The sequence below is a fragment of the Thaumasiovibrio clandestinus genome (assembly GCF_047250365.1).
Taxonomy (GTDB): Bacteria; Pseudomonadota; Gammaproteobacteria; order Enterobacterales; family Vibrionaceae; genus Thaumasiovibrio.
In genome coordinates, this window is sequence record NZ_JBLBVL010000047.1 from 1 (window position 1) to 1,342 (window position 1,342).

Genomic DNA, 1,342 nt, shown 5'->3' on the forward strand with positions numbered 1-1,342 from the left:
AACGTTTCTGTTGCTGCTCGAATTCCTGTTGTTTGTCCTGAGCAAACTTGAGCACAGCGCCCAGTCGTTTGTTATCGACGACTTTGCCTTGGTCTACATCTGCCAACTTATCGAAAACTCTGAAGGTCAGCTTCCGGTAGCCGTATTGAATGGCGATGGTGCCATCTGGACGGTCTAATACCTTAACGACCTGATTAACCAATCGCTGGTTTTCTTCTGTTGGGTCAATGAGATAGACAACCTTATCATATTGAAAAGTCAGTGATTTGGAGAGCTTACGTAGCTCTTGCCAGGCAAAAATATCATCGAGCTCATCGGTAGACTCCCGTATTGTCCGGTGCATGTCCTTGGGAAACCTTGGCGGTTTGGCAAAGCGGCGGTTGAAATCTGCAATAAAGTCGGGGAGCCATGCGTTGGCTTGTTCAATCGTATCAATGCCTTGCAAACGCATTTCTTTGACTAAGCGATCCTGTAACGTTTTATTCGCGCGCTCAACGCGGCCCTTGGCTTGTGAACTGTTGGCACAGATCAGCTCGATATTGAGATCATTCAGTACACGACCAAACTGGGTTAGACGTTCAGTGTGGGCATCGCGCTTGCTGACATGGAAAACCGCATGCCGGTCACTATAGAACGCGGTGGGTTTGCCGTGCTGTTCAAGGTATTCGCGAGTAGCCACCATATAATCGAAGGCTGATTCGGTTTCGCTGAAGCGCAGGTTCATCAGGCGGCCAGTGGCATCATCGATGTATACCAACAAACAGCATTTGGAGCTGCGACCTTCAAACCAGTCATGGTGGGAGCCGTCGATTTGAACCAGTTCACCCAGGCAATCACGGCGATGACGAGGTTGATAAACTCTTGGTTTGCGTTTGGCATGGGGAACCCAGAGACCATCGGCAATCATCCATTGGCGTAAGGTTTCAACGGAAACATGGATATCATGAAGCTCAGAGAGTTTTTCATGAGCCAACGTCGGGCCGAAATCTTCGTATTGCTGATGGAGCAAGGCCAGTGTCTGTAATTTTAATTTCTCATCATGGCGATGATTGCCAGGCTGACCACGCTTTAAAGAAACCAAACCCGCAGCACCAAATTCGATGAAGCGTTTGACCAAGCGATAAACTTGGCGAGGACTGAGTTTAAGTAAGCGGGCAGCATCGACACCGGTGATCCGTTTATCACAGATGTCTTGGATTAGTTTGATTCTCAGTAATTCATTGTCAGTCATGGTCAATAGCATCCAAGGGCTCCAAACACGGCAAAGAAGGCGTGTTTTGAAGCTAGAACAACATGACATTTCAATCTGGCTCAAACCTGACATTTCTAACTAGATCTTACA

1 protein-coding gene is annotated in these 1,342 nt (G+C 47.8%); it reads right to left on the minus strand.

Features of this window, described 5'->3' with window-relative positions; all coding sequences use genetic code 11:
• On the minus strand, positions 1 to 1,231 hold a 1,231-nt coding region (locus ACKLNH_RS20570), incomplete at its 3' end, for an ISNCY family transposase (protein ID WP_413114130.1).
• Positions 1,232 to 1,342: the final 111 nt, after the last annotated feature.